General features: G+C 43.5%; 27 protein-coding genes, 1 tRNA gene and 1 pseudogene. 17 read left to right on the forward strand and 12 right to left on the reverse strand.

The features are described from left to right. Positions 1–5: 5 nt before the first annotated feature. The 8 genes from FTV42_RS01235 to FTV42_RS01270 form a co-directional block, all read right to left on the reverse strand. Positions 6–1,235 carry an outer membrane protein transport protein gene (locus FTV42_RS01235; protein ID WP_180037158.1) on the reverse strand — a complete coding sequence of 410 codons (1,230 nt, stop codon included), beginning with the start codon at positions 1,233–1,235 and terminating at the stop codon, positions 6–8. Positions 1,236–1,328: 93 nt separating this feature from the next. Further along, positions 1,329–2,252, reverse strand: a complete 924-nt coding sequence (locus FTV42_RS01240; protein WP_180037159.1) for a CysB family HTH-type transcriptional regulator — start codon at positions 2,250–2,252, stop codon at positions 1,329–1,331. A gap of 53 nt (positions 2,253–2,305) precedes the next feature. Next, a complete protein-coding gene (locus FTV42_RS01245) occupies positions 2,306–3,367 on the reverse strand; it encodes a sulfate/molybdate ABC transporter ATP-binding protein (protein WP_004279078.1) in 1,062 nt (353 codons plus the stop codon). A gap of 11 nt (positions 3,368–3,378) precedes the next feature. Beyond that, complete coding sequence (cysW, locus tag FTV42_RS01250; RefSeq protein WP_180037160.1) at positions 3,379–4,272, reverse strand: sulfate ABC transporter permease subunit CysW; 894 nt, start codon at positions 4,270–4,272, stop codon at positions 3,379–3,381. Continuing rightward, the gene (gene cysT / locus FTV42_RS01255; protein WP_004279076.1) at positions 4,269–5,102 is read right to left on the reverse strand and encodes a sulfate ABC transporter permease subunit CysT; all 834 of its coding nucleotides are present in this window, start codon (positions 5,100–5,102) and stop codon (positions 4,269–4,271) included. The genes cysW and cysT overlap by 4 nt, the downstream gene beginning before the upstream one ends. Positions 5,103–5,187: 85 nt before the next feature. Further along, the gene (locus tag FTV42_RS01260; RefSeq protein WP_180037161.1) at positions 5,188–5,793 is read right to left on the reverse strand and encodes an alpha/beta hydrolase; all 606 of its coding nucleotides are present in this window, start codon (positions 5,791–5,793) and stop codon (positions 5,188–5,190) included. Between the two features lie 32 nt (positions 5,794–5,825). Then, positions 5,826–6,839 carry a sulfate ABC transporter substrate-binding protein gene (locus FTV42_RS01265; protein ID WP_004731673.1) on the reverse strand — a complete coding sequence of 338 codons (1,014 nt, stop codon included), beginning with the start codon at positions 6,837–6,839 and terminating at the stop codon, positions 5,826–5,828. Between the two features lie 175 nt (positions 6,840–7,014). Next, positions 7,015–8,022 carry a sulfate ABC transporter substrate-binding protein gene (locus tag FTV42_RS01270; protein ID WP_180037162.1) on the reverse strand — a complete coding sequence of 336 codons (1,008 nt, stop codon included), beginning with the start codon at positions 8,020–8,022 and terminating at the stop codon, positions 7,015–7,017. Positions 8,023–8,182: 160 nt separating this feature from the next. Between FTV42_RS01270 and pabC the strand changes: the two genes are divergently transcribed. The 4 genes from pabC to FTV42_RS01290 all read left to right on the forward strand — a co-directional run bounded on the left by pabC (position 8,183) and on the right by FTV42_RS01290 (position 11,169). Continuing rightward, positions 8,183–8,995 (forward strand): aminodeoxychorismate lyase, encoded by an 813-nt coding sequence (pabC, locus tag FTV42_RS01275; RefSeq protein WP_180037163.1) that lies wholly within the window; start codon positions 8,183–8,185, stop codon positions 8,993–8,995. Position 8,996: 1 nt separating this feature from the next. Further along, positions 8,997–10,055: an endolytic transglycosylase MltG gene (gene mltG, locus FTV42_RS01280; protein ID WP_180037164.1), complete on the forward strand. Its 1,059-nt coding sequence runs from the start codon at positions 8,997–8,999 to the stop codon at positions 10,053–10,055. Between the two features lie 2 nt (positions 10,056–10,057). Next, positions 10,058–10,657 carry a dTMP kinase gene (gene tmk / locus FTV42_RS01285; RefSeq protein WP_180037165.1) on the forward strand — a complete coding sequence of 200 codons (600 nt, stop codon included), beginning with the start codon at positions 10,058–10,060 and terminating at the stop codon, positions 10,655–10,657. Positions 10,658–10,752: 95 nt separating this feature from the next. Next, entirely contained in the window at positions 10,753–11,169 is a 417-nt protein-coding gene (locus FTV42_RS01290) for a PaaI family thioesterase (RefSeq protein ID WP_180037166.1), read from the forward strand. A gap of 109 nt (positions 11,170–11,278) precedes the next feature. Here the strand turns inward: FTV42_RS01290 and nadB are convergent, their stop codons facing one another. After that, positions 11,279–12,913: an L-aspartate oxidase gene (gene nadB, locus FTV42_RS01295; RefSeq protein WP_180037167.1), complete on the reverse strand. Its 1,635-nt coding sequence runs from the start codon at positions 12,911–12,913 to the stop codon at positions 11,279–11,281. A 229-nt stretch (positions 12,914–13,142) separates the two neighbouring features. Here nadB and FTV42_RS01300 point away from each other — a divergent pair, with 229 nt between their 5' ends. The 11 genes from FTV42_RS01300 (at position 13,143) to FTV42_RS01350 (ending at position 22,472) form a co-directional block, all read left to right on the forward strand. After that, complete coding sequence (locus tag FTV42_RS01300) at positions 13,143–14,528, forward strand: Do family serine endopeptidase (protein WP_005247518.1); 1,386 nt, start codon at positions 13,143–13,145, stop codon at positions 14,526–14,528. 120 nt (positions 14,529–14,648) lie between these two features. Next, positions 14,649–15,101 carry a thioesterase family protein gene (locus tag FTV42_RS01305; protein WP_180037168.1) on the forward strand — a complete coding sequence of 151 codons (453 nt, stop codon included), beginning with the start codon at positions 14,649–14,651 and terminating at the stop codon, positions 15,099–15,101. A 250-nt stretch (positions 15,102–15,351) separates the two neighbouring features. Next, positions 15,352–17,169: a translation elongation factor 4 gene (lepA, locus tag FTV42_RS01310; RefSeq protein WP_180037169.1), complete on the forward strand. Its 1,818-nt coding sequence runs from the start codon at positions 15,352–15,354 to the stop codon at positions 17,167–17,169. 20 nt (positions 17,170–17,189) lie between these two features. Further along, positions 17,190–18,017, forward strand: a complete 828-nt coding sequence (lepB, locus tag FTV42_RS01315; protein ID WP_180037170.1) for a signal peptidase I — start codon at positions 17,190–17,192, stop codon at positions 18,015–18,017. Between the two features lie 23 nt (positions 18,018–18,040). Next, the gene (locus tag FTV42_RS01320) at positions 18,041–18,412 is read left to right on the forward strand and encodes a DUF4845 domain-containing protein (RefSeq protein ID WP_004645621.1); all 372 of its coding nucleotides are present in this window, start codon (positions 18,041–18,043) and stop codon (positions 18,410–18,412) included. Further along, a complete protein-coding gene (gene rnc, locus FTV42_RS01325; RefSeq protein ID WP_180037171.1) occupies positions 18,384–19,082 on the forward strand; it encodes a ribonuclease III in 699 nt (232 codons plus the stop codon). The genes FTV42_RS01320 and rnc overlap by 29 nt, the downstream gene beginning before the upstream one ends. Next, positions 19,082–20,110: a GTPase Era gene (era, locus tag FTV42_RS01330; RefSeq protein WP_004279061.1), complete on the forward strand. Its 1,029-nt coding sequence runs from the start codon at positions 19,082–19,084 to the stop codon at positions 20,108–20,110. Before rnc ends, era begins: the two co-directional genes overlap by 1 nt. A 36-nt stretch (positions 20,111–20,146) precedes the next feature. Further along, positions 20,147–20,344 (forward strand): NF038104 family lipoprotein, encoded by a 198-nt coding sequence (locus tag FTV42_RS01335; protein WP_004645619.1) that lies wholly within the window; start codon positions 20,147–20,149, stop codon positions 20,342–20,344. Positions 20,345–20,355: 11 nt separating this feature from the next. Next, a complete protein-coding gene (locus tag FTV42_RS01340; protein WP_180037172.1) occupies positions 20,356–21,066 on the forward strand; it encodes a DNA repair protein RecO in 711 nt (236 codons plus the stop codon). Positions 21,067–21,079: 13 nt separating this feature from the next. Continuing rightward, positions 21,080–21,805 carry a pyridoxine 5'-phosphate synthase gene (gene pdxJ / locus FTV42_RS01345; RefSeq protein WP_004645617.1) on the forward strand — a complete coding sequence of 242 codons (726 nt, stop codon included), beginning with the start codon at positions 21,080–21,082 and terminating at the stop codon, positions 21,803–21,805. Between the two features lie 13 nt (positions 21,806–21,818). Continuing rightward, complete coding sequence (locus tag FTV42_RS01350; RefSeq protein WP_005247503.1) at positions 21,819–22,472, forward strand: tRNA-(ms[2]io[6]A)-hydroxylase; 654 nt, start codon at positions 21,819–21,821, stop codon at positions 22,470–22,472. A 195-nt stretch (positions 22,473–22,667) separates the two neighbouring features. Here FTV42_RS01350 and FTV42_RS01355 read toward each other — a convergent pair. Beyond that, positions 22,668–22,743, reverse strand: a tRNA-Asn gene (locus FTV42_RS01355). A 236-nt stretch (positions 22,744–22,979) separates the two neighbouring features. Here FTV42_RS01355 and FTV42_RS01360 point away from each other — a divergent pair. After that, complete coding sequence (locus FTV42_RS01360; protein ID WP_114540896.1) at positions 22,980–23,435, forward strand: hypothetical protein; 456 nt, start codon at positions 22,980–22,982, stop codon at positions 23,433–23,435. A 36-nt stretch (positions 23,436–23,471) separates the two neighbouring features. Here FTV42_RS01360 and FTV42_RS01365 read toward each other — a convergent pair whose 3' ends face one another. Next, complete coding sequence (locus FTV42_RS01365) at positions 23,472–23,909, reverse strand: PaaI family thioesterase (protein WP_005247499.1); 438 nt, start codon at positions 23,907–23,909, stop codon at positions 23,472–23,474. 264 nt (positions 23,910–24,173) lie between these two features. Here FTV42_RS01365 and FTV42_RS01370 point away from each other — a divergent pair, with 264 nt between their 5' ends. Beyond that, the gene (locus FTV42_RS01370; protein WP_257223365.1) at positions 24,174–25,247 is read left to right on the forward strand and encodes an MATE family efflux transporter; all 1,074 of its coding nucleotides are present in this window, start codon (positions 24,174–24,176) and stop codon (positions 25,245–25,247) included. A gap of 6 nt (positions 25,248–25,253) precedes the next feature. Here the strand turns inward: FTV42_RS01370 and FTV42_RS01375 are convergent. Next, positions 25,254–25,626, reverse strand: a pseudogene (locus FTV42_RS01375) (IS5-like element ISAba31 family transposase); the annotation flags it as partial.

The raw sequence follows: 25,626 nt of genomic DNA on the forward strand, positions 1-25,626 counted from the left end.
CAATTTTAAAAGTGATAACCCAGTTTCAAGCCTGCGATCAAAGCACTATTTTCAGAAACTGCAGATAAACCTGCAATCTGTGGCGTAATAGGTGCGGATGAAGAAATTTCAGGTTTTTGAAACTTTAAATAATATAGTCCTGTAGCAATATCCCAGGTTTCTTGAATCTTATAAAGATGACCTAGTCCGATGCCCCAATAGCCATCACTCGGATTCAGGGTTGAAGCTGAATTTCCTGTACCAGAATCCCATAAAAGTTCGATAGAATTTATGCCAAAAGATGGCCATTGATGGGCAAGTCCGATTTTTCCAGACCATTGATCTTTACGATAATCAATCATTCTAAAAGGTTTTACTTCAGGGAACTGTAAGGCCGCATAGTCAATTACAGCGCCAAATTTAGGCGGCTGAATGACAAAATTTTGCCAGTTCGACCAACGCAGTGTGCCATAGAGCGCATTTTGATCAGTTAAAGCTGTCTGAAAATCCAGATTCACTGACTGAGGAGTTTGAATTTCTGTATAAGGTGCTGGATTCGTACCTAAAACAATCGATTCAGTGGTTTTATTGTGATGAGTGATTGCAGAACGATAGGTCAGTGCGGTTCTAAAAAAATATTCTGGAATCTGATAACTGATTCCAGCAAGCCAGCCCCAAGCGGGATCTCGTTCAAATGTGACCTGATACCCATTGAATATATAAAATGTCTGCCCGGCTAAATATAAATTTCCCTCTAAGCTTTGATAACTTAGTCCTGTATAAAAATTCCAGTCATCGTCTGGTTGAAAGCCAATTAATGAGGTCAAATTATGACTCTTAAACTGAATGGTAGCAGCCTCAATTGGAAGTGTTGCACCTGCAAAAACAGGATCATAATGATAAGCGATATCTATAGAATAAGGCTGATCGTAAATCAGTCCCCACGACATTTGAGGATTCAATTGGACTTTTAATGCGGCATTGGAAACCCATTCGCTATGGGTAAGATTTCCTGTAGAAAAATCAGTGATGCCTAATTGTTGCAGCTCTTCGGTATGTTGTACCTGACCGCTGATATCAGGGCGGACCCAAGCTAGAGAAACTTCAGCATAATGATTTTCTTCAAAAAAAGATTGAATGGACTGACCAGATTGTTCAAACGCTGCTGCATAACCTGACTCAGAGAAAAACAACCCCATGCAGAAAAGAGCAAATTTATGATTAATCATCTTGGTATAATTCAATTTATTATGCACGTGATTATGCTTGATATTTATATTCTTTATCTACTCAAAAAATAAAAAAGAGGCGATGTAGCCTCTTTGATTAAAAACTTAAAATACTGCAATTTATTCGTCTGGATAAGCCACTTTTTTCAGTGCCTTAATATCTGCGTCTGGGGAACAGAGTGAAATAAACTCGTAGCCATAACCTCGCAGTAAATGACCTTTACGCACTGCAATCCAAGTGGTATTTATGCCGAAAATATCGGTTTCAATCTGCTTTAAACGGTAATCACGCTCCGGGTCATAGGCCACATCGTTGACAATGCCGATGCCCATATTCATTTCTACATAGGTCTTGATGACATCGGCATCAAGCGCGGACATCACAATATCTACATCAAAACCAGCTTCTTCAAAGGCGGTATCAATCTTGGAGCGACCGGTAAAACCACCATGATAGGTAATAATCGGGTAGTGCGCCAGATCTTCGATGAGCACGTGTTCTTTGCTTGCCAGTGGATGATTCTGCGGGGTAATAATACTGTGTTGCCAGTTATAGTAAGGTACGCTGGCCAGATTATCTTCAGTGGTGAGTGCTTCGGTCGCAATACCGATATCCGCTTGACCTTGCAGTAGCATTTCCGTGATTTCAATCGGGCTGGCCTGTTGCAAAATCAAATGTACTTTAGGGAATTCTTTTTTGAATTGGCTGACAATTGGTGGCAACACATAACGCGCCTGGGTATGCGTCGTGGCAATCGTCAATGTGCCTTCATCGACTTTATTGAAATCATCGGCCAGACGTTTGATATTGTCGGCATCGACCAGCATGCGTTCCACAATGCCTAAAAGTGCCTGACCTGGTTCGGTTAAGCCCAGTAGACGTTTACCTTTACGGATAAATAACTGCACCCCCAGTTCATCTTCCAGATCTTTAATATGCTTACTTACCCCGGACTGTGAAGTATAAAGCGCAGCAGAAGCTTCAGTTAAATTAAAGTTTTGTCTAACCGTTTCTCGTATAATTCTTAATTGTTGGAAATTCATAATTCTCTTACCCTAGAAGAGGATGGGGCATTTTAAAGCCCCATCTTTTGATCTTAAGCGACCTGGTTTTCAAATAAATGCAAATTCACCGCACTTAACCACACGGTTTGATTTGGGCGGAATTGATGCGCTCTCGCTTCATCAGGTGTTAGTAAAATTTCGATCAGGTTGCCTTGACGGTCATTTAGCTCTGCAACGACTTTACCCGCGATCCATAATTCACGAATGAAGGTCGCTTGAATGGCATTGTCGTGTGGCTGTGCATGAATGCGTAGCTCATCTGGGCGCGCGAATAAAATCACTTCACCTTGAGCGGCATTTTTTGCACCCTCGAATTGAATGCGGTCTTCACCGAGCTGGATGAGGCCGCCATGGTTCTGACCTTCAAAACGGTTCGCCTGACCCAAAAAGTCGAATACAAATGGAGTTTTCGGGGTTTCATAGACTTCACGTGGAGATCCGATCTGTTCCACATTGCCTTTGTTCATTACTACGATCTGATCTGCAACTTCGAGTGCTTCTTCCTGATCATGGGTTACAAAGATCGAGGTGATATGCAATTCGTCATGCAGGGTACGTAACCAGCGACGTAGCTCCTTACGGACTTTGGCATCCAGTGCACCGAAAGGTTCATCCAGTAATAATACACGCGGTTCAACTGCCAAAGCACGTGCAAGGGCAATACGCTGGCGCTGACCACCAGAAAGTTGAGCTGGATATCGGTCAGCCAGGAAACCAAGCTGAACCAAGTCGAGCAAACGAGTCACACGTTTCTTGATTTCTGCTTCCGATGGACGGGTTTTACGCGGACGCACACGCAAACCAAAGGCAATATTGTCAAATACCGTCATATGGCGGAATAGGGCATAGTGCTGGAATACAAAGCCAACTTCACGCTCCCGTACATGTACATTGGTGGCATCCTGACCTTCTAAAATCACCTGACCGCCATCCGCAGATTCCAGACCGGCAATAATCCGTAGCAAAGTGGTTTTACCACAGCCGGATGGGCCAAGAAGTGCGACCAGTTGACCATCTGGGAAATCCAGCGAAATGTTTTTTAGTGCGTGGAATGCACCAAAGTGTTTTTCAATATTTTGTACTTGAATACTCATGTGGGCATTCCTTAGGAAACTGTTGAATCTTCATTACGTTTGTCTTGTTTTTCCTGGCGCAGTTCCACCCATGTTTTTAAAATCAGGGTCACAATTGCGAGGAGAGCCAGAAGCGAAGACACGGCAAACGCAGCACTAAAGGTATATTCGTTATAAAGAATTTCGACGTGTAGCGGCAAGGTATTGGTTTCACCACGGATATGGCCGGAAACCACCGACACCGCACCAAATTCACCCATGGCCCGCGCATTACATAGAATCACGCCGTAGATCAGACCCCATTTGATATTGGGCAGGGTCACTTTCCAGAAAGTCTGCCAGCCAGACGCACCGAGTACAATCGCAGCTTCTTCTTCTTCGGTGCCTTGTGCTTCCATTAACGGAATCAACTCACGTGCAACAAAAGGTACAGTAATGAAGATAGTCGCCAAGACAATTGCAGGCACCGCATAAAGGATCTTGATATCATGATCCATCAGCCAAGATCCCATCCAGCCTTGGGTACCGAAAATCAGCACCAGCATCATACCCGCGATCACAGGTGAAACCGAGAAGGGGAGATCAATAATGGTCGTCAGGAATGATTTACCTGGAAAGTTAAACTTCGCCACAGACCAGGCTGCCCCAACACCAAATACGACGTTGAGCGGTACCGCGATTGCAGCCGTCAGCAAGGTAAGTTTCACTGCCGACAAGGTATCTGGATGCACCAGTGCCTGTGTATAAACGCCAACCCCTTGTTTAAACGCTTCAACAAAAACCAGAATCAAGGGCAGAATCAAGCAGCTTAAAAAGAAGATTAAGGCAATAGTGAGCAGTGTATAGCGTACCCAAGTCGGTTCGCGGGTTGCATCACGGGATTGCAGCTTTTCAGCCAGCGCATTACTGTTGGTATTTAAACTCATCGCGCAGTTCTCCCGGTACGACGGCTGGCCCATGCCTGTAATAAGTTAATCAGGAATAGCATCACGAAGGAAATCAGTAGCATGACGACAGCAATCGTGGTTGCACCAGCATAGTCATATTCTTCTAAACGAGAAATAATCATTAAGGGTGCAATTTCCGTTTCAAAAGGCTGGTTACCGGCAATAAAGATCACCGAACCATACTCACCGACACCACGGGCAAAGGCCAAAGCAAAACCAGTGATCAGCGCAGGCAGAAGAATTGGAAAAATCACTTTGGTCACAATCTGAAAACGGTTGGCACCCAATGCAGATGCAGCTTCTTCCAGTTCAGTTTCCAGATCACTCAGTACCGGTTGGACGGTACGCACCACAAAAGGCAGGCCAATAAAGATCAATGCCAGTGTAATACCAATCGGGGTATAAGCGACTTGAATGCCAATCGGTTCTAAATATTGACCAATCCAGCCGGTCGGTGCATATAAAGAGGTCAGGGCAATACCCGCAACTGCAGTTGGCAAGGCAAATGGCAAATCTACCAGAGCATCGACTATGCGTTTGCCCGGAAAGCTGTAACGTACCAGACACCACGCCAGCAACAGGCCAAAAACTACATTGACCAGTGCAGCGACAATGGCCGCGGTGAAACTTAACTGCAATGATTTCAAGATACGTTCAGAGCTCAGGATTTCCCATAAGCCATCCCAGCCAATGCCCAGTGATTTAATAAAAACAGCTGACAGCGGGATCAAAACGATTAATGACAAATACGCTAGGGTAAAGCCTAGAGAAAGACCAAATCCTGGCAGCACTCGGGATCGCTGCGACATGATTACTCCTCAAAAGAGAGAATGCTGATTAAAAATAACCAGCGAAATTAGAAAATAAATTTGGCACAAGCATAGTTTGCAGCGACTAAAATGCAAATTTAAAATAATACTTGCTATCATCAACTTCGCTGATATGGGGCATAGTGTTTTCTGAAATCAAATAGTGTTCAATTTCAGGAAAAGGGCCAAAACCAGAAGCGACATTGACATGACCGACTGCACCCAGATTAATTGGTTTGATTTTCCAGGTTTGGGCCAGTATGTGGGCATCTTCAAAACTTAACCAGGGATCATTTTCACTGATCAATAACGTGGTGGGCACCTGAAGCTTGAGCTGTTGAAAATAGGTGCTGTAGTCAGTCTGACTGTCGCGCGAAAAACCATTTTCCCCAAATCGTGCCGGATTAGCTGGTGCCACCAATAGCAGATTTTTTACTTTTGCATTGAGTTCGGGATGTCGGGCAAGGGCCGCAATACTGGTCAGACAGCCAAAGCTGTGTGCGACAATCTGAACCTCTGCTGGAATGGCTTGCAGAGTTTTGACAAATTCTGCTACCCAGATATCCAGTACCGGATGATTCCAGTCCTTTTGCTGCACACGGGAGCATCGCATCAGCCGGTGCTGTAAGCAGGTTTGCCAGTGGTTGTATTCACTGCCACCTACACCAGGAACGATAAGCGTATGAATCATGTCGATGCTCCTATATCAATCAGCTTGGAAAATTATTTCGCGCTGTTGGCTTTAACGATCTGGTCAAATACACCACCATTTTCAAAGTGAGCCTTTTGTACTTTGTTCCAGCCGCCAAATTCCTGATCAACCGTCACCAGTTTTAATGGCTTAAATACTTGGCTGTATTTGGCCAGTACTTTGGCATTACGTGGACGATAATAATGTTTACCTGCCAGGTCTTGACCCAATGGCGAATACAGGAAGTTCAAATAACCTTGAGCCAAGTGCTGGTTGCCTTTTTTCTTGGCATTTTTTTCTACAATCGCCACCGGTGGCTCAGCCAGAATCGACAGAGAAGGGGTAATAATTTCAAACTTGCCCGGCTGTTCGCGAAGGGCTAAATGCGCTTCGTTTTCCCATGCGAGTAAAACATCCCCAATGCCACGTTCAGCAAAGGTCGTGGTTGAACCACGTGCCCCGGAATCCAGAACTTTGGTATTTTTATAAATTTTACGAACAAATTCTTGCGCAGTCTTATCGTTGCCGCCCGCCTGATGTTTGGCCCAAGCCCAAGCCGCCAGATAATTCCAGCGTGCACCGCCTGAAGTTTTCGGGTTTGGGGTAATGATCGCTACGCCCGGTTTGACCAGATCACCCCAGTCCTTAATCTCTTTCGGATTGCCTTTACGCACCAGGAACACGATGGTTGAAGTATAAGGCGTCGAGTTTTGCGGCAATTTCTTTTGCCAGTCCGCAGGTAACAGTTTAGCTTTTTCTGCCAGCACATCAATATCGGCAGCCAATGCTAACGTTACGATATCTGCATCCAGACCATCAATCACGGCACGTGCCTGTTTGCCTGAACCGCCATGCGATTGCTTGAAATTGATTTTTTGACCGGTACGGCTTTCCCAATATTTGCCAAAATTCTTATTTACATCTTCATACAGTTCACGGGTCGGATCATAGGATACATTGAGAAAATCACGTGCTGCTGCACCAAATGAGGTTGCCGAGATAACAGCTGCTAAAACCCCAAGTTTTAATGTGTTTGAAATGCTCATCTGGACTGAATCTCTGATATGTTCTGTAACATAAGCGCAGAATAAACTTATTCTTTATGCATAAAAAATAATTAAAAATGAATTTTATATGAAAAAAAGAGATAAATAAGCTCTTAAGTGTTTGAAATAAGAATGGCCTTATGAATAAAGGCCATAATGAACTGCATTTAAAGTATTATTTTGCGTGATTGGCTTTGACAATCTGATCAAACACACCGCCGTTATCAAAATGCTGTTTCTGAACCTTGGTCCAGCCACCGAACTCTTTATCGATGGTCACCAGTTTTAATGATTTGAATACACTGCTGTACTGCTTCAAGACATTCGCATTACGTGGACGATAGAAGTTCTTTGCAGCCACAGTCTGTCCAGCAGGTGAATACAGATAATTCAAATAGGCTTTGGCCAGATGTTCATTGCCATCTTTCTTGGCATTCTTTTCTACAATCGCCACCGGTGGTTCAGCCAGAATAGACAGAGAAGGGGTAATAATTTCAAATTTGCCTGGCTGTTCGCGGACAGCTAAATGCGCTTCATTTTCCCAAGCCAGTAATACATCCCCAATCCCGCGCTCAGCGAAAGTCGTCGTGGCACCACGTGCACCCGAATCCAGTACTTTGGTTTGTTTGTAGATTTGACGGACAAAGTCTTGTGCTTTGGCATCATTGCCACCTTTCTGGTGTTTGGCCCAAGCCCAAGCGGCTAAATAATTCCAGCGCGCACCACCCGAGGTTTTCGGGTTCGGAGTAATAATGTCTACGCCGAGTTTAACCAGATCACCCCAGTCTTTAATTCCTTTCGGATTGCCTTTACGTACCAAAAACACAATCGTCGAAGTATAAGGCGTCGAGTTTTGCGGGAATTTCTTCTGCCAGTCTTTCGGCAGCAAACCGCGCTCTGCAATTTCATCAATATCTGCCGCCAGTGCCAGTGTCACGACATCCGCATCCAGACCATCAATCACGGCACGCGCCTGTTTGCCTGAACCGCCATGTGACTGTTTATAATTGACTTCCTGGCCTGTGGTTTTTTTCCAGTAAGCACTGAATTCTTTATTAAAGTTGTCGTACAATTCGCGAGTCGGGTCATAAGACACGTTCAGGAAATCTTTTGCAGAGACGCTCAACGCGCTTGCTGAAAGTAGCGCTGCCAGTACCCCGATTTTTAATTTACGCGTGTTCATTTTTTGCCTCAAGTTTTTTAGCTTTTGTTAGATGGGGCAAGAATAGCTTGAGATTTTTTGCATAAAAAATAATTAAAAAAGAATTGGATGTGAGTAAAAAAGATATATAGGTGAAGCCTGATTCTGACTGCTCGATTTTTCATTTTAGAGGCTGCAAAATATGCTGTATTTAAAAAATGCCCAACCTGTCAGCCATATAGATGTGCTGGATCGTGGCTTTCATTATGGTGATGGTTGTTTTACCACGGCCCGGATTCGGCATAACCGGATTGAATTATATGATCGTCATCTGGCACGTTTGCAAATCAGCAATCAAAAATTAAGCCTGAATGCCAATCTTGATCTGATTGCAGAAAGTTTACAGCTTTTACAGCAGTCAGAAAGTGAACTGAATGGAACATTAAAGATTGTGCTGAGCCGTGGAATTGGCCAGCGTGGTTATAGCTTGCCGGATCATCCCGCAGATCTCTGGCTGTTTTATTATCCTCAAACCGTACAGGATTTTAAGTTTGAGCAGATTCAAAGTGGCATCTTACAGCAGGCATTAGGGTTGACGATGCCGAGTCTGGTCGGGCTAAAAACCTTAAACCGTCTGGAACAGGTTTTACTGAAACAGGAAGCCGATCAACGTGGCTGGACTGAGGCCATGGTGACAGATGTACAGGGTGGTGTTGTCGAAGGGGTGAGCAGTAATTGTTTCATTCGTATAAACAATACATGGATTACGCCAGAACTTCGTTATAATGGCGTCTTCGGTGTCATGCGTGCAGAAATTCTACAACGTATGCAAGATCAGGGAATTACCTGTCAGCAACGCTGTATCGATATGGATGAAATCAACCATATTCAAAGCCTATTTTTCTGCAATGCACTCAGCCCGATGAAAATTGTCACGCAATTTGAGCAGCGCGCCTTGGATGGCGATGCTTGTATTGAACTTTTTAACCGTCTTCGATTAAATCAGATGTCTTAATATGTCAGCTTCCAAACCTAAAGCCAAAAAGAAAAATAAAGCGAGATTCTCCTCATCTTTCAAAGGAATTGCCTTAGTCCTGATTGGTATTGCTTTGATCTTGGCGTTGATCCTGAAAAGCAGTTTGTGGAAGGATTATCCTGTAGAAGGAAAAAAACAGCTGCTCGCGATTGAATCTGGTCAAACCTATTCCGGTTTTATTGATCGTCTGGCCACAGAAGGTCAGGTGAGTTTCCCGATTATTCTCAAGCTGTATCAGCGCATCATGATTCATGACACCATGAAAGCGGGTGTGTATGAAGTGCGTCAGGGCATGAGCATCCGTCAAGTCTTGGAAATGATTTCCGATGCAGATAATGCACAGATGAGCCGGATTCTGGTAATTGAGGGAACGACCTTTAAGCAACTGATTGATGCCCTGAAGAAAAATGATCTGGTTACTAAAGAAGTGCTGCATCTGCCTACTGCGCAATTACTCAAAGAACTCAATATTCCGTTTTCACATCCTGAAGGGCTGTTTGCACCGGATACTTATTTCTTTGCCAAAGGTGAAACTGACCGTAAAATTCTGACCAATCTGTATCAACGCCAGATGAAAGCATTGGATGAGGCGTGGGCGAAACGTGCAAGTGATTTGCCGTATCAGAATAAATATGACGCGCTGATCATGGCATCGATTGTTGAAAAAGAGACCAGTGTGGATCGTGAATTGGAACAGGTTTCTGGGGTGTTTGTACGCCGTTTAAAAATTGGCATGCGTTTACAGACCGATCCAACGGTGATTTATGGAATGGGTGACAGCTATAACGGCAATATTACCCGTAAGGATTTACGCACACCGACGCCGTATAATACCTATACCATTTCAGGTTTGCCGCCAACGCCGATTGCCTTGCCAAGCAAGAAAGCCATTGAAGCAGCCATGCATCCAGATAATTCTGACAATCTGTATTTTGTTGCTACCGGCAATGGTGGGCATAAGTTCACGAGCAATCTGAATGACCACAATAAAGCCGTACAGGAATATCTGACGACTTTACGCTCGAAAAATAAGGAATGAGTATGTTTATTAGCTTTGAAGGCACAGAAGGTGTAGGTAAAACCACGCTCATTCGTTCGATCTATGAAGATTTTATCGCACAGGGTAAAGATGTCATTTTGACTCGTGAACCGGGTGGAACCCCAATGGCTGAGCAGATTCGTTCGCTATTGTTGACAGTGAATCATGAAGAAACCATGGCGCATGATACCGAGCTGTTATTGATGTATGCGGCGCGTGCCCAGCATCTGGCACAAGTGATTCTGCCTGCATTGGAAGCCGGGAAAATTGTCCTGTGTGACCGTTTTAGCGATGCCAGCTTTGCCTATCAATGTGCAGGTCGGGGCCTGAGTGAAACAAAATTGCAGTTACTGAATGATCACTTTGTTGCACGCATGCCGGACATTACCTTCTGGTTAGAAGCGCCTATTGAACTGGGGATGAACCGAGCACGCGAACGTGGTGCGCTAGATCGCTTTGAACAGGAAAAAGTCACTTTCTTTGAGAAAGTGAGAGCAGGATATGAAAGCTTGTGGCAACGTCATCCTGAACGGATCAAACGTCTGGATGCAACTCAAACGCCTGAGCAGGTATTTGAGCAGGCCTTAAGTTATTTAAAATAAGCTTGGAATTAAAATACTTTTTATTTAATTTTTCTCTAGGTTTATTTGTGAAGAATCTTCTATATTAAGACTGATATAGAAGATTTTTTAATCATATGAAAACGACCAAAACTGAGATAGAACAATTTTTACAAAAAGAATTTCCGCAAAGTCTGGAGAAGTGCCGGATTGAAGCCGTTTCTCCGCGTGGAGCCACTCTGCTTTATCAGGTGAGATCAGAAGAATTGCGCCCAGGCGGCACAGTTTCTGGCCCAACCATGATGACCTTGGCGGATTTTGCTCTTTATGTCGCGATTCTGGGTGAAATTGGATTGGTTGGTTTGGCTGTGACCACTAACTTGAATATCAATTTTTTACGTAAACCTTCAGGTGGAACAGATATACGGGGAGAGTGTAAGCTCATCAAGGTGGGCAAAGCATTGATTGTGGGAGAAGTCTGGATTTATTCGATTGATCAGGATGAACCTGTGGCGCATGTGACCGGAACATATTCAATTCCACCACAACGTTAATTATCTGAAATATAAAAGATTGACTGTAAATAGCCTAAGCTACCTTTAAGCAGATAAAAATCTAAAAAGAAAAGGAGATATCATCCAAGGATGTTATCTCCATCTACTTTTAACAATTCACCAAAGGCGTTTCCACTTCAAAATTTGGTGGGACGAGGACTGTTTTGCGTAATTCTGGTAGCAGCTCGGGATAATCCAGGGTGAAATGCAAACCGCGAGATTCTTTACGGTGCATGGCGCAGCGCACGATCATCTCGGACACCAGCACCAGATTGCGCAGCTCGATCAGATTTTTGCTGACCTGGTAATCCTGATAGTACTCGGTAATTTCTTTTTTCAGCATTTCAATACGATGTAGCGCACGTTCCAGGCGTTTGGTCGTGCGGACAATGCCAACATAGTTCCACATGGTCTGACGTAGCTCATCCCAGTTTTGCAGAATCACGACATCCTCATCCGGGTTGGTCACCTGAGAATCATCCCAAGCTGGAACTGCAGGAGCTGGCTGATCGGCCTTGAAATTTTCCTGAATGTGCTTGGCTGCACTCATTCCATAGACAAAACATTCTAAAAGTGAGTTACTGGCCATACGGTTAGCACCATGCAGGCCAGTATAAGAGGTTTCCCCAATCGCATAGAGTCCGGCAATATCTGTCTGGCTATGTTCATCGACCACAACACCACCGCAAGTATAATGGGCTGCCGGAACAACTGGAATCATGTCTTTGGTAATATCGATCCCTAGTTCAAGCAGACGGGCATACAGGGTAGGGAAATGCTCTTTGACAAAGCTTTCATCTTTATGGGTAATGTCCAGCCAGACATGACGTATACCGAGACGCTTGATTTCATAGTCGATAGCACGTGCCACAATATCACGCGGTGCGAGTTCGGCTCGTTCATCAAAACGCAGCATAAAGCGTTCACCATCGGGCAGACGCAGATAAGCGCCTTCACCACGCATTGCTTCAGTGATCAGGAAAGAACGTGCTTGCGGATGATACAGGCAGGTCGGATGAAACTGGTTAAATTCCATATTGGCGACCCGGCAGCCGGCACGATAGGCCATGGCAATACCATCACCGGTGGCAATATCCGGATTTGAGGTGTAAAGATAAGCTTTCATAGCACCGCCACAGGCAAGGGCGGTAAATGGCGCTAAAAAGGTATGCACTTTCTCAGTGTTTTCATCCAGCACATATAAACCCAGCGCACGATTATCGCCGTCTAAACCGAGCTTTTGTGAACAAATCAGGTCAATCGCAATATAATTTTCAAAAATTTTAATATTCTGTTTTTCTTGAGCGCGTTGTACCAGAGTAGTGGAAATGGCACGACCCGTGGCATCGGCCGCATGAATAATTCGGCGCTGTGAATGACCACCTTCACGGGTGAGATGTAACTGTTCCTGTTCATCCAGGGTAAATTGCACACCGTGTTTCAGCAGGAAATCAACCGAGGGTTTGCCACCTTCTACCGTTTGTTTAACCGCACCCATTTCACACAGTTGTGCGCCTGCAATCATGGTGTCATCAATATGCTGTTCAATCGAATCCATTTCATCCAGGACTGCAGCCACGCCGCCTTGAGCATAAAAAGTACTGGCATCTGTCAGGGTGGATTTCGCCAAGACTGCAATATTAAAATGATCTGGGAGCGATAAGGCTAAACTCAAACCAGCACCGCCACTGCCCACAATAATGACGTCAAATTGATGGGTAAGGGATAAATTAGACATGTCCATCAGCTAATTTTAAAAAAGTTTGGTAATAACAGCGCTTTTTTGTACAAAAGGCAAGCGTTGAAGTGCTCATTTATTGATGAAAAAAATTAATCAAAGCCTTAACTTAGGGTTTTGATAATGAGATATTGTCCAGAGCGACGTTTTGAAACATATTATTACTTAAACTTTAAAGTGTTTGTGATAAAACCTATTTACATAAATTTATCAACAATTTGAGTGAATAATTTATATGAAAATTCTAGACTTAAAAAAAGGATTATTTGCAGCGACCCTCACCATGAGTGCTGCACAGTTGCAGGCGGTCACGCCGGTTGATTTTTCAAATCTGGTCGAGCAGGTCAGTCCTGCGGTGGTCAGTGTCAATGTCGTTAAAAAAATGAGCGAAGAAGAGCTCTTACAACAACAAGTACCGGAAATTCTTCGTCGCTTTTTCGGCAATCAGGTGATTATTCCGCAGCAGCGTATGCCACAGGAAAAGACGGGTTATGGCAGTGCATTCTTTATCAGCAAAGATGGTTATCTGCTGACCAATCATCATGTGGTTGAGGATGCTTCCAAAGTTACAATTACCTTGAATGACCGCCGTGAAATTGATGCCACTGTCGTTGGTAGTGATGCACGTACCGACGTAGCTTTGCTGAAGGTAAATGGTTCAAATTTCCCAGAATTACGGACGGGTGATGTGGGGCGCTTACGTGTTGGTGAGCCTGTACTCGCCATTGGTTCGCCATTTGGTTTTGATTATTCCGCTTCTGCCGGAATCGTCAGTGCCAAAATGCGGAATATGATGGGTGAAACTGCAGTACCTTTTATCCAGACCGATGTGGCTCTAAACCCAGGTAATTCCGGTGGCCCTCTGTTTAACCAGCGTGGTGAAGTGGTTGGAGTGAACTCACGGATCTTTAGTGGAACCGGTGGGTATATGGGTTTGTCCTTCTCGATTCCGATTGATGTGGCAATGGAAGTTGCAGATCAACTGAAGAAGAATGGTAAAGTGACGCGTTCTTATCTGGGTGTAAGTTTGCAGGATATCGACCGTAACCTGGCCGAATCTTATAACTTACCTAAACCAGAAGGTTCTCTGGTAACTCAGGTTGCACCAAACTCTCCGGCTGCACGTGCAGGTCTGCGTGCCAGTGATGTCATCTTGAAATACAACGGTACCCCAATTTCACGTACCAGTGAACTGTTGAACTATCTGAACCGTACTGCACCTCAGCAGCAGGTACAACTTGAAATCTTGCGTGATGATAAACGTCGTAGTATTGCAGCGACTTTAAGTGCGGCACCAGATGATACTCCGGCAAAAGCAGGCACACAGGCTCAACCAAACAAAGGACCAGTGATCGGGGTTTCAATTCGTGACTTAAGTCCAGCAGAGTTGGCGAGTCTGGAAATCAAAGGCGGTGTGGTGATTCAGGATGTACGTCCGGGTGGTATTGCAGCACAGGCACGAATTATGCCGAATGATGTGATCACTCAAATTAATAACCAGACAGTACTGAATTCAAATCAGTTTGTGCAGGAGGTGTCTGAACTGAAAAAGGGTAGCATCGCGCGCGTGACTTTGATTCGTCAGGGGCAGCTTGCGGTGGTCGGGATGCGTATCTCATAAAATTGCTAGATTTTTGTGAAAGACCGCTTGTATAAGCGGTTTTTTATTTTTTGCAATTTACCCCAGCGATAAATTCGGTAGACTCTATAGCCTTAAAATCATGGAAAGGATAACAGCAAAGTGAGTGGTATTTTTGATCTTTCTTTAAAGGTACAAGCCAAACATATTGATGGTTTGGGTCATGTGAACAATGTGGTCTATGTGCAATGGATGCAAGATGTCGCATCAGCTCATATTGAAAAACTGGGCTTGGGACTCAAGCAATATGTAGAGCTGAAACATGCCATGGTCGCAGTTGAACATCAGGTGCAATATCGCAAGGCAGCTTTTGAGGGGGACGAGATTATTCTGCGCACCTGGCTCAACGATATCAACGCGCTGTATTCATTTCGACAATATGCATTCTATCGGCCACAGGATCAAACCCTGTTATTTACCGGAAGTACGCAATGGGCCTGTATTGAAATGGCCACAGGGCGCCCAAAACGCATGTCACCAACTTTTACCCAGGCTTATCAGCCACTTTCAGAACATGTAAATCCTTTTGATTTTTCAACTTTACATCTGGATTAATGAGGCAACATTTTCCAGTTTGATCAGTACACTTTGATAATATTGATGAAGAAGTGGAGTTGGGGAGCTATTTTCTAATCATGGTGATCCAGATTTCATCTGACTGAGGTGTACGCGACCTAGGGAATAAAGGAAAAAATATAATTCTTTTTCTAGATCACCATTCTGCTATAATCCTTCGCAATTTCTATTCGGCTTTTGTTATGTAATATTTTTAAATTACATAGCGTGTTTTTTCTCAAGGTAACCCATGGCGCAAGCTAAAAAATCTGTTGATATTAAAAACATTCGTAACTTCTCGATTATTGCGCACATTGACCACGGTAAATCGACTCTAGCGGATCGATTTATTCAAACCTGTGGCGGTTTGCAAGATCGTGAAATGCAGGCTCAAGTCCTTGACTCAATGGAGCTTGAGCGCGAACGTGGGATTACCATTAAAGCCACTTCGGTAACCTTGTACTATACTCATCCTAATGGTCAAGAGTATCAGTTGAACTTTATTGATACGCCGGGGCACGTCGACTTTTCGTATGAAGTCTCACGCTCCCTTGCTGCCTGTGAAGGTGCCTTGCTGGTTGTAGATGCTGCGCAGGGCGTAGAAGCACAGTCTGTTGCTAACTGCTATACCGCAATTGAACAAGGTCTGGAAGTACTTCCGGTACTGAACAAGATCGACTTGCCGCAAGCTGAACCTGAACGTGTCATTCAGGAAATTGAAGACATTATCGGGATTGAAGCCACAGAAGCGCCAACCTGTTCTGCAAAAACAGGTTTAGGTATTGAAGGTGTGCTTGAAACACTGGTCAATGTAATTCCTGCACCTGAGGGTGATCGCGAAGCGCCATTACAAGCGCTGATTGTGGATTCATGGTTTGATAACTACCTTGGTGTAGTTTCTCTGGTTCGGGTCAAGCAGGGTCGAGTGCGTAAAGGCGACAAGATGTTGATCAAATCAACTGGTCAAACGCATATTATTACTTCTGTAGGTATCTTTAACCCGAAACATACTGAAATCGGTATGCTGGAAGCGGGTGAAGTTGGTTTTGTCATTGCCGGTATCAAAGATATTTTCGGTGCGCCAGTCGGTGATACGATTACCTTGGCAACCACACCTGAAGTGGCAACATTGCCGGGCTTTAAAAAGGTGAAACCACAGGTTTATGCTGGTCTATTCCCGATTGATGCCAGCGATTTTGAACCTTTCCGTGAAGCATTGCACAAGCTGCAAATCAATGACTCGGCTTTGTTCTTTGAACCTGAAAGTTCAGATGCGCTCGGTTTTGGTTTCCGCTGTGGTTTCTTGGGCATGCTGCACATGGAAATCGTACAGGAGCGTCTGGAACGCGAGTATGATCTTGACCTAATTTCTTCTGCGCCAACCGTAATTTATGAAGCGGTGATGAAGAATGGTCAGACGATTTATATCGACAGTCCATCCAAAATGCCGGATGGTTCAACGGTTGAAGATTTACGTGAACCGATTGCTGAGTGTCATATTCTGGTACCGCAAGAATACTTGGGTAACGTCATGACGTTATGTGTTGAGCGCCGTGGTGTACAAAAAGACATGAAGTTTATGGCGAACCAGGTTTCCATTACCTTTGAGATTCCAATGGCCGAAGTGGTGATGGATTTCTTTGATAAATTGAAGTCTTGTTCACGTGGTTTTGCATCACTCGACTATAACTTTGTCCGTTTTGAAAGCTCATCTTTGGTCAAAGTAGATGTCTTGATCAATGGCGAAAAAGTTGATGCCTTGGCGATGATCTGCCACCGTAATGATGCGCGTCATCGTGGTATTGCACTGGTTGAAAAAATGAAAGACCTGATTCCACGTCAAATGTTTGATGTCGCGATTCAGGCGGCAATTGGTGCACAAATCATTGCACGTTCGACTGTAAAAGCGATGCGTAAAAACGTATTGGCGAAGTGTTATGGTGGTGACGTGTCACGTAAGAAAAAACTTCTGTCTAAACAGAAAGAAGGTAAGAAACGCATGAAACAGGTGGGTAGCGTAGAAATCCCGCAAGAAGCGTTCTTAGCCGTATTAAAAGTCGAACGCTAAAATAATAAGGATATAAGCCCATGGATTTTGATTTTAATTTGATTCTTGTGCCTGCGACCCTGTTTTTTGTCGCAGTGTGGTTGCTAGACAAGTTTGTCTTGAAACAAAGACAAACCCGGGGCAAGGGCCATGAGAATTTCATTATCACCTGGGCTTATGACTTTTGGCCGGTGCTGGCCATCGTGCTGGTACTGCGTTCTTTTTTATACGAACCTTTTAATATTCCGTCCGATTCGATGGTGCCGACGCTGGAAACCGGCGATTTTATTCTGGTGAATAAATTTGACTATGGCATCAAACTGCCTATGGTCAATACCAAAATTATTGATACCGGCAGTCCGGAACGTGGTGATGTGGCGGTATTCCGTTATCCACCGCAACCGACCATCAGTTATATCAAGCGTATTGTCGGCTTGCCAGGCGATCATATTGTTTATGATCATGGCCAGTTGAGCATTAATGGTGAAAAAGTAGCGAAAGTTCCAGTAAAATTTAGCCGCGAAAAAGACCGTTTAGATACTCCAAATGCCATTTACCATAAAGAAACTCTGGGTGAGCATACCTTTACCATGCGTGAGCTGGAAGGCGTGAATGTCGCTCGTCAGGCACCTTTTATTAACTACTTGGAAAATGGTAAATATTCAGGTGAAAATGGTTTATATTGGGAAGTGAAAGTACCAGAAGGTCATTACTTTGCGATGGGGGATAATCGCGATCAGAGTGCTGACAGTCGTTTCTGGGGGCTTGTTCCGGAAGAAAACTTAACAGGTCGTGCCTTCTATATCTGGATGCATAAAGAACCTGGCTTTAAATTGCCATCGTTTGGTCGAAACGGAACAATCGATTAATTGTTTCAATCAGGAAAATAAAAATGAGACATCAACAAGGTGCTTCTTATATTGGGGTTTTAATTGCAATCGTGGGCTTTGCATTTCTTGCAAAAGTGGCGATTGCGGTGTGGGGACCATACTTCGATGATCGTATGGTCGATGGTGAGATTGAGGCGCTGTTAAAAAGTGCTCCAGCTAATATAACGCCAGAAACATTCCGTCAACAGATGAGTCAGCGTTTAGAAATGAATAATATTCGTGATCTGAAGTTTGACGAAATTGCCAAAGTCACCAATACCGATGGTTTACAGGTGCACAAGAATTATGAAATTCGTAAAAATTTCATAATGAATATCGATTTAGTGATGAAGTTTGAGAAAGAGTTTGATCAAAGCACAGTTAAAGCTAAATGATGAACGTCTTGCCAAACGGATCGGCTATCAGTTTAAACAGGCTGATTTGCTGAAACTGGCATTGACTCATCGTTCAGTCAGTCATAAACACAACTACGAGCGCCTGGAATTTCTGGGCGATTCTCTTTTAGGGATGATCATTGCGAATTATCTTTTTAATGCCTATCCAAGCGAAAATGAAGGCCGGTTGACGCGTATGCGTGCGACCTTGGTTCGTCAGGAAGCATTAGGAAAAATCGCCAATGATTTAAAACTGAGCCAGAATTTAATTCTCAGTACCGGTGAATTGAAATCTGGCGGTCATCATCGTGAGTCTATACTGGCAGATACAGTAGAAGCTATTATTGGTGCAATCTATGTCGACTGCGGTGATCTCACTGTGCTAGAACCGATTGTGTTAAAATGGTACGAGCCATATTTAGATCATATTGAGCCGACAGATCAGCTTAAAGATCCTAAATCTCGCTTACAAGAGTATTTACAAGCACGTAAGGAACCTCTCCCAGTTTACGAGGTTGTAGATATTCAAGGTGATGCACCCAATCAGCATTTTAAAGTGGAATGCCAGATTGCGGGATTGCCGACCATGCAAGGCGAAGGCGCGAGCCGGCGTTTTGCTGAACAAGCCGTTGCGGCGGATATTTTGAAACTTTTGGAGCATAAGTCTTAATGACTACTCATTCCGATCACATTGATGCTGATCACGAGTCGCAAAGCGACAGTCACGACCTTATTAGTCAATTTTTTAGTGCACAAGGCACCGAGATCCCATCGGATTATCGTAGTGGTTTTGTTGCCATTGTAGGTCGCCCGAATGTGGGTAAATCTACCTTAATGAACCATATTCTGGGTCAAAAACTTTCGATTACCTCACGTAAACCACAAACTACACGTCATAAAATCGTGGGGATTGATTCACGTGAAAAATCTCAGGCGGTATTTGTCGATACACCGGGGATGCATAAAAAAGAAGTCCGTGCCATCAATAAAATGATGAACCGTGCGGCACATTCGGCTTTACGCGATGTGAACCTGGTTTTATTCGTAGTGGATGCACAAAAGTGGACGCCAAATGATGACCTGGTTCTGGAAAAGCTGAAAAATGCTGAAATGCCAGTGATTCTGGTGATCAACAAGCTCGATACTTTTGAAAACAAGAACGAAGCTTTGCCGCTGATTCGTGAACGCGAAAAGCTGATGAACTTTGCGGAAATCGTACCGGTATCTGCGCTTCGTGGTGCCAATCTTGAACATTTACGTGACACGATTGCCAAGTATCTTCCGTTCCAGCCACCACTATACTCACTGGATCAACTGACCGATCGTTCAGAGCGTTTCCTGGCGTCTGAAATTATCCGTGAAAAGATCATGCGTCAGCTGGGTGAAGAGCTTCCATACGATTTGACCGTTCAGATCGAATCATTCAAAACTGAAGAGCCGGTCTTGAATGAAAAAACCGGTCGTATGAAAGCTGCCTGTACCTATATTGATGCCACGATTTTTGTCGATCGTCCGAGCCAAAAAGCCATTGTGATTGGCGAGAAAGGTGTCAAACTGAAGAAAATCGGTATGGATGCGCGTCTCGACATGGAAAAAATGTTCGAACAGAAAATCATGTTAACCCTTTGGGTGAAAGTCAAAGGCGGCTGGTCTGATGATGAACGTGCATTAAAAAGCTTAGGTTATAGTGATATCTAAGCGATAAGCTTGATAAGACCCTTCGAGGAATCTGTGATGATGAAAGTGTTGGCAGTGGTTGCATGTGTTTTATTTCTGCAAGGCTGTATTCATAAAGTGGTCACGGTTCCTGTCAAGGTGGCTTATAAAACCACAAAAGTCGCAGTGAAAGGTACAGCGGCTGTTGTGGGCGCAGTGATCCCGGATGGGGATGACGAAGAAGATGATAAAAAATCAAAAAAAGATAAGGATTAAAGTACCCGCTTATGCGTAACGAAGTACTGCATGGCTATCTGATTCATCATCGTAAGTACCGTGAACGCAGTCATATTGTGCATTTATTTACCCAAGAATATGGCAGGGTAGACGGCATTCTCAGGCAAATGCCACCACCGCAATATCAGCCCATTCGTTTGCAAGCTTCAGGTAAATCCGAACTCAAAAATTTTACTAAACTGGAAATTGTCAATCAGCCGATTTTCTTTTTTGGCGATGCCTTTTTTTCGGGTTTTTATCTGAATGAAATCCTGTTGCGGTTATGTCCTTTAGAAGTCGAAATGCCGCAAACTTTTGCCAAATATGCTGAGACCTTAACTGCATTACAGCAATTATCCGTACAATCTAATCCAAATTTATATTTAAAACAGATCTTGCGCCAGTTTGAGCATGTTTTGCTGGAAGAACTCGGTTATGGTCTGGATTTTTCGGTAGATGCCAATCAGGCGCAGATTGATCCACAACAGCACTATTATTTTCAGCTCAATGCCGGCTTTATTCCATCGGCCAAAGCCTTACGCTCCACCCTATCCGGTCAACAGATTTTAAGCATGTTGACGTATGAAAATGGTGGGGATTTTAATCCGGAACAGTTACAATTACTGACGAAACTGTATCGACAGGCGATCACGGCCTTGCTTGGTGATCGACCATTAAAAAGTCGACAACTCTGGATTCAAAACTCTCAATCTCAATCGTAGTTAGGAAAAGATTATGGCTGCATTACTTGGTGTCAATATTGACCATGTCGCAACATTAAGACAAGCACGTGGTACGACGTACCCAGACCCAGTCAATGCTGCATTGATCTGCGAACAGGCAGGGGCAGAAGGCATTACCTTGCACTTGCGTGAAGACCGTCGTCACATTCAGGATGACGATGTGCGTCGTATGCGTCCTGCGTTAAAAACCCGTATGAACCTTGAGTTGGCGGTAACAGATGAAATGATCGCCTTTGCCAAGGAAATCAAGCCACAGCATGTTTGTTTTGTTCCTGAAAAACGTCAGGAAGTGACCACTGAAGGTGGTCTGGATGTCGTGGGTAATTTTGATGCTGTAAAAGCCGCGACTCAAGAGCTGGAAGCCATTGGTTGTGATGTATCTTTATTTATTGATGCCGATTTTGCACAAATTGATGCAGCAGTTGCTTGTGGTGCACCGACGATTGAGATTCACACAGGCGCCTATGCCGATGCAGAAACTCCAGAAGCGCAACAAGCGGAACTGGAACGCATTGTGAAAGGTGCTGAATATGCTGCATCTAAAGGTTTGGTGGTAAATGCGGGCCATGGCTTAAATTTGGATAACGTGACGCCGATTGCTGCGATTCCACAGATTCATGAGCTCAATATCGGTCATTCTTTAATTGCGGATGCGGTATTTGTTGGTCTGGCACAAGCGGTTCAGCAAATGAAAGCCGTGATTAAGTCAGCGCGTTAAGATTAGAGTAATTATGTCGAATATTAATTATGATGAACTGATGCAGCCGGTGATTGCTTTCCTCGGTTGTGAAACACCGCAAGCATGGCTGGATATGGCGGTCGAAAATCTTGAAATCTTAATGCAAGATCATGCCAACTGTGAAAAAAAAGCAGCCAGCACGGCCATGAACCTGATGTTTCGCTATAGCTATTTTGTTGATCTACAGGTGAAGCTTGCACAGCTGGTGCGTGAAGAAATGCTGCATTATGAGCAAGTGCTTGAATTGATGAACAAGCGCGGTCAGGCTTGGCAAAACTTGAGTGCAGGGCGTTATGCCGGTGGTTTGCGTAAGGAAATCCGGACTTTTGAACCTGAAGCCTTGATTGATGTCTTGGTGATTGGTGCCTTTGTAGAAGCGCGTTCCTGTGAGCGTTTTTACGCGCTTGCTTCGCGTGTTGATGATGAATTGGCACGTTACTACCGCTACCTGCTCAAGTCCGAATCTCGCCATTTTGAAGACTATCTGGCTTTGGCGATGGATGTGGCTACCACAGCGAAACTGAAAAATCCGAAAGAGGATATTCAGGAGCGAATCCTGCATATTCGTGAAGTTGAAAAACAGCTAATTCTCACGCCTGATGAAACTTTCCGTTTTCATAGCGGTGTTCCGGCTCAAGCGGCTTAATCTCGGTGACAGCTTAAAAATCCTCCATCTATGGGGGATTTTTTATATCTCGAAATTTTAAAAGAGGGGTATTTATATATCGAGTTTTATGAGGGATTGAAAATAATTATTCATTTTAAATAGTTGAAAATAACAAGCCGTCAAATTTTAAGTAATAAAAAAGCCCACTTCATGATGAGTGGGCTTTCTTGAATTTGGCTCTCCAACCTGGGCTCGAACCAGGGACCTGCGGATTAACAGTCCGTCGCTCTACCGACTGAGCTATTGGAGAATCTGAAAGCGATTATAGAGAGATTTTGACAGGGGTCAAGCAAAAATTATCATATTTATTATAAATACAGCTTGTCTGTTTTTAATTTAGGCAATTGCATAAATTTCACGAAAAATACTTGTCAGAATAAATTTCACTTGCTAGATTAAAACCATAAAGTCGTTTGACCAAATGGTCAAACAGTGTGGATTTAAACCTACTTGCCAGCACAAAAATGGCTAAACCGGAGACAGCGAATGAATACGCTCAGCATCCCTCAAATTTTCTCTCAACTGGCTTATTATCAAGAAAACTATCTGCAAATTATTGCTGATCCTGCACAGTATTATATCCCGGTTAAAGACGCTCATATCACGCTATGGCCCTTGGCGCAAAAATCACTTTATTTAGGTGATTTGCTGCAATTATGGTTTGCAGAAAAATGGTTGGTAGAAACTGAACGTCAATTTAACTTTGAAGTTTTCCTGAATGCAGACTATCTGAAAGAGCAAGGCAAAGACCTTTATATCTATGCCATTTCTGGCAATCTTTTGACAGGTACTAATCAGTCTAAAGCGTGGCAAGCCTCAACAACACAAACACAAGATGTGGAATTAGCCAATGTTTCCAAGCATTATTTTGAATTTCAAGGCTTAACTCGACCACGCTTGTCATTTGTTAAAGCAGGGCAGGCGAAAAGTAATATTATTTAAATGAAGTGTCTGATGAATTGTACAGGCTACCAATATTCATTCAGTCCGAATAATCATACAGGTCGCAGTGGCATGAGCATACAGGCGACCTTCTTCATCCAGAATCTGACCTTCAGAAATACCTAAATTTCTACTGAGATTAATTGATTTTCCTACGGCTTTCAGTGGCTGATTCTGAGGTATGGGGCGGCACATCTTTACATTCAGATCAATGGTGCCATAACCGACACCTGCTTCAAGTAAAGTATGAATCGCGCAGCCTGTCACGGTATCCAAAACGGTTGCAGCAAAACCACCATGGACGCCGCCAAGCGGATTTAAATGTCGATGATCAGCTTTTACCTTAAATTCTACATGTCCGCTTTTAATCACTGCTGGTTGCATCGACATGGTTTCGCTAATACTTGGGGCCGGGATTTTTTCATCACGCATCGCTTCCAGTAATGCTAAACCGCTCATTTCTTTTGGGTTCATTGTAATTTTCCTGTCATTATTCTTGAGTTGTTGAGATTTAATTCAAAATTGTGACATCGATAATAGCAATCTGGTATAGGAATGGCGGATTATTTTGTAAGAAGTACATTGCCTGTACCTGAGTAAAGTCATTTTTATAAAAAATAAGAAATAGAATGAGTTATGGCAGGATACTGGTATACATTTCTAATGAAATATCTCAGATCTAAATAATCTGCCAAAAAACGAATCTTATAAAAGAATTAAAAATCGAGTGATAGGGTAATGAAAAAGTTTCTGCATCTTTGGGTGCCTATTTTTCTCAGTAATGCCATTATTATGCTCAGTAGTTTGTTCGACGTGATTTTTCTATCACATTTTTCACCTCAGCATGTGGCTGCATTGGCAGTCTGTTTGTCTGTTTATTCTTTGTGCTTTGTGACGGGTATTGGGGTGTTACAGGGCATGATGCAAGAGCTGGCAGAAGCCAATGGACGTCAGGATTATGCGGACATCCAACGTATTGTGAAGCAAAGTATTTTGATTGTACTGGTGATTTCTGCTGTTGCGATGTACCTGCTTAATCATGCAACTCCTTTACTTCATTTTTTAAAGGCAGATGCGGCCTTACAGGCATTGATTGTGTCATGTCTGTGGCTGTTGGCTTGGACGATTCCAGCGCATTTATTGTTGCGCATTTTATATATTTTAACCCAAGCCTGTGGGCAGGCTAAGCGCGTGTTCTACGCCAATATGATCTATTTACTGCTCAAAGTGGCTTTGGCTTATGTCTTGATTTATGGCATTGAAGGTTATGTTACAAGCTATGGGGTTGAAGGTGCATTCATGGCACATTTGATTGTGCAGTGGGTACTGTTGTTTGTTTACTATTTTTTCTTCCTTGAGCGGAAGTTAAAGATCCAGTGGTCTGGTGTTTTCTTTCACTGGCAGACTTTGTGGAAAATTTTAAAAATTGGATTGCCCAATGCGGTGGTGACTTTTGTGGGTGTATTTGCCATCAGCGCGATTGCTTTGCTGATCTTGCCTTCGGGTGACATTGTAGTGAATGCACATCAGGTGATGCTTGGTTTATTGGGCTTGATGTTTATGTTGCCGATGTCGATGGCATCCGCCTTCGGTATTTTGGTGTCGACTAAAATCGGTGCGGAGCAGATTGATGCTGCATGGCAACTCAGTAAACGGGCACTGATGGCTGTGATGCTAATAGCTATCGTTGTCATGTTGACTATTTGGGGTTTAGATAGTTGGATTGTAGGGTTATTTAGCAATGATGCGCAGGTGATTACATTAGCCTTGGCATCGATCTTGTTAGGGTCTGTTGGCATTTACTGTTCATAATTAACCCTATAAAGGTAGCCATAAAAATATACAGGCTAAAGCAACAGAACTTTGATAATTTCTTTTGAGCTTGTCATATCGAGTAGCTATTCCTCTAAATTGCTTTAATCTACAAAACATATTTTCAACTAAATGCCTGATTTTATATAAATACCAGTCCATATGTTTATTGTTCGATTGGCTATTTGTTTTCTTTGGTATATTCGCTTTAGTCCCTGTTTTCCTGATCTGTTCACGCAGTGGTTCTGAATCATAGCCTTTATCTGCACATACCACTTTTGTCTCTTTTAAATCTAATGTTGATATTAAATCAGGTGCAACTTTAACATCATGTGTGGTTCCATCGGTAATCATGAAATCAATAGGATTGCCATGTGCA

Origin of the sequence: Acinetobacter sp. YH16052 (assembly GCF_013417155.1) — a bacterium.
In the GTDB taxonomy this organism is placed as follows: domain Bacteria; phylum Pseudomonadota; class Gammaproteobacteria; order Pseudomonadales; family Moraxellaceae; genus Acinetobacter.